The 2,795-nt window shown below is 59.5% G+C and carries 3 protein-coding genes; all 3 read right to left on the reverse strand.

All coding sequences use genetic code 11. From position 1 onward, the window contains the following. Nucleotides 1-1,032 precede the first annotated feature (1,032 nt). Nucleotides 1,033-1,278 (reverse strand): hypothetical protein, encoded by a 246-nt coding sequence (locus GSQ76_RS03125; RefSeq protein WP_158742455.1) that lies wholly within the window; start codon nucleotides 1,276-1,278, stop codon nucleotides 1,033-1,035. Between the two features lie 202 nt (nucleotides 1,279-1,480). Then, on the reverse strand, nucleotides 1,481-1,891 hold the full coding sequence (locus GSQ76_RS03130; protein WP_158742456.1) for a hypothetical protein: 411 nt from the start codon (nucleotides 1,889-1,891) through the stop codon (nucleotides 1,481-1,483). Nucleotides 1,892-2,166: 275 nt separating this feature from the next. Continuing rightward, nucleotides 2,167-2,319 carry a hypothetical protein gene (locus tag GSQ76_RS03135; RefSeq protein ID WP_158742457.1) on the reverse strand — a complete coding sequence of 51 codons (153 nt, stop codon included), beginning with the start codon at nucleotides 2,317-2,319 and terminating at the stop codon, nucleotides 2,167-2,169. Between the last annotated feature and the right edge of the window lie 476 nt (nucleotides 2,320-2,795).

The following is a 2,795-nucleotide window of genomic DNA, read 5'->3' on the forward strand; positions in this document are numbered from 1 at the left end:
GTCCCAGGTCAGACGGGCCTTGGTCAGTGTTTCGACCATACTTTGATTCCTGTCTTGGCCAAGACGATCTCCAACGTAATAGCGAAGGGCGGCTGCCAAATGATTGAGACATCTCCACCAGAACTTTGCTGGAGAGCCATCTGTCCTACCGATGCTCGCCTACTATCGCTCGTAGCACCACAACCAGTCCAGGCTGACCGCTCTGGCCTGCATCATGGATGCCTGTTCCCTCGTGCTTGTGGGAACGTCGATTCTTCCGCCTCTATAGGCCCGCATGGCGTTCACTATGGCCGACAGGTTCAATCCGAAGGGCAGGCTCCTCATGCCCAGCAATCTTGGGACCTGCCCCGGGGATCGAAGTTATAGAGACGGCAAGCTGCTTGATGTTATCGGACTGCAACATCCGGTCAATGCGTCAATCTCTCGTTAACCCACTTGGGACACCATCAACCCGTCCGGTCCTATCCCCTTGGACGCAAATCCCCGTGATCTCCGATAGCCCGGGTTACTAACACGCGGAGAGCCCGGCGCGAGGTGCCTGTCCAGGTCTCGGCGGCCGGGCATCTCTTTTGTTGTTGCGATCGTTCCCTTGGTGAGAGAGGCTACTTGTTGCTCGGGTGATCACCTCTCCTGGCGCCGGGAATTTCTGATAACCCGGCCAAAAGGCGGAAAGCCGGCGCGAGGCCTAGCTCGGCGGCCGGCACCTCCGTTGATCATCAAATGATAGAAGCCACATCACTAGTCACACCGCTGCAGTCTGGGAAACCTGAAGGCTCCCCGGCCTTTAACAACTATGTCGACGCACACAGTCTGAGGTGACCCCATCCAAATCGTTATCCTATTCACATACTATTTCGGAGAGTGATCCGGTTCTCCTGATGGCTTTGGCAGACGATCTACGTACCGCTGGTCGCCACTGGTCATGATGATTGAACTGTGCGACCACGTCTCCCACCAATGTAGCTAGTCTGGCTGCCATCGGGAATGCGGCGGGCATTGACGGGCCGGTGGCCGGCACCCCCGACAATCCGATCACAATATGTGAGACGACGCACGCGCGTCTCGTTTCCGACGGCCCTGATCTGATCCGGGACTGGCAAGATGGGTGGAGGGTAGCCGCCTTCGAAAACTATTCAATTCGCGCGTCATCTGCTGCAACGCCTGCTGCGCCAGCGGCATGCCGCCAAAATCTTCCCGTCGAGCAAGATCCTGGATAGCAGCATTTTGGGCTCGGACCTCCCTTTCAAGAACGGTAATCCGCGCTGCAATCGCTTCCATTCAGTCCTCACTTCGTTTCTCTCGCCTAATCTGCGTGTGCTTCCACGCACCGCACTCTGCGTAGCGGGCGTCGCAACGACAATCGAAAACTCAACACGACCGAGGGGGCACCGTTCGTGGATACCAAGCAATTGAGTCAAGTAAACCAATGCTTAGCTGCGGCGCCCCTTAGAACGAAGCCTTTGCCGGCCGTCGCAACCTTTCAGGTTGTTGGGGGTGAATTCCGCCAACGCTCCAGCGCCGGGTCGAAATGATGCGGATTGCTGGCCTGGATAATGTCAACGATCCGGTCAACCTCTCCATCCTGCGGCAACACCGTCAGCGTAACGTCGTTATCGACAATGGCAGCTCGTTTCCCAACTTGGCCATCATCGGGCAGTAAAGCCTCGCGGATGTGGCCAATGATCGACTGATCGGCTGGCTCCAGGTCGGGTTGGTTTCCCTTGGCTTCCGTGATGGTGATTTGGGTGCTCGTGACACCGGCACCGACCAATGCAGATTGTGCTGCCTCGGCTTCCTGCCGAGTGGTGTAGTACGCCACCACCCGTCGTGCATCAGTGTTCGCATCGGGCGTGTGCAACGGGCCGTTGATGGTAGTGGGACCTTGGGCCATAGACGGACCTCTCTGAGTTGGTTTGCTATCGTGCGCCAACGGGCGTCCTCGCTGAGGGTTCAAACCGGACGCCGGCTTCATGGGACACACACCAGCGAGTGGTCGATCGGCCAGGCCCCTACCTGACGATCTGTCTTACCCTGTGCGCGGCGCTGACCGGCCTGGACGGAGCGGTCGGTTGTGACGGCATCTCCCACTTGGCGAACAGAGGCTCCGGCCAGCCCTCTGTTCCGCCCGGCGCAGCAGATCCTTGACGACCTCGTGGGGCGTGGTGATCAGGCCGTCCGGATGGGCCAGCACCCCTGGATAATTGGAGACTTCTGGTCGAAACCAGCGGCCTCGACCAACTCGATCATGCCGGCCCTTGGCAGTGAGGCGGGATTGGCCATCGCCCAGAAGGTTGCCTTGAGGAAGATGTCCGGTTCCATGGACGGCCAACGCCACCACTGCGACGGCGTCCCATGCTAGGTTAGATGGCTACCTTGAGGGATCGCCTAACCGTCGCCATCCAGGCCGCTGTGGCGTCTACGAACTCTCTTCCCACACACCACTAGGGCCTCTTCGTGCATCTCTACAACGTGACGCCTGGGCTATCTTCAGCCGATAGACGAGCGATCCCAAGGCTCGACTCCAGCCCGCCGTTCCCCCTACGTTCCCTCCATGCCGCCCCCACCACCCTTCGACCGCACGATCGCCCTAGCGTGCTCCATGCACACGTTGCGACATCGCGTGCTCAACCTTCGCTGCAAGTGCGGCTGGACTTCACCCCAGCCGATTCGCGCGCTGCTCCTTGAGGGTCGCGTCCACCCAGATCAGACGCTCGCCGACGCGCTCGTGCTGGCGCGCTGCGGAGGCAGATGCACAGTAAGCGCTGCTCTGAGACCCTTTTCCGTCGATCAGGTGG

This window comes from Acidisphaera sp. L21, assembly GCF_009765685.1.
Lineage (GTDB): Bacteria > Pseudomonadota > Alphaproteobacteria > Acetobacterales > Acetobacteraceae > LMUY01.

Excerpts from the sequence above, each read along its gene's own strand:
- GSQ76_RS03125 (WP_158742455.1), bottom strand. The coding sequence starts at position 1,278 with ATGGAAGCGATTGCAGCGCGGATTACCGTTCTTGAAAGGGAGGTCCGA.
- GSQ76_RS03130 (WP_158742456.1), bottom strand. The coding sequence starts at position 1,891 with ATGGCCCAAGGTCCCACTACCATCAACGGCCCGTTGCACACGCCCGAT.
- GSQ76_RS03135 (WP_158742457.1), bottom strand. The coding sequence starts at position 2,319 with ATGGAACCGGACATCTTCCTCAAGGCAACCTTCTGGGCGATGGCCAAT.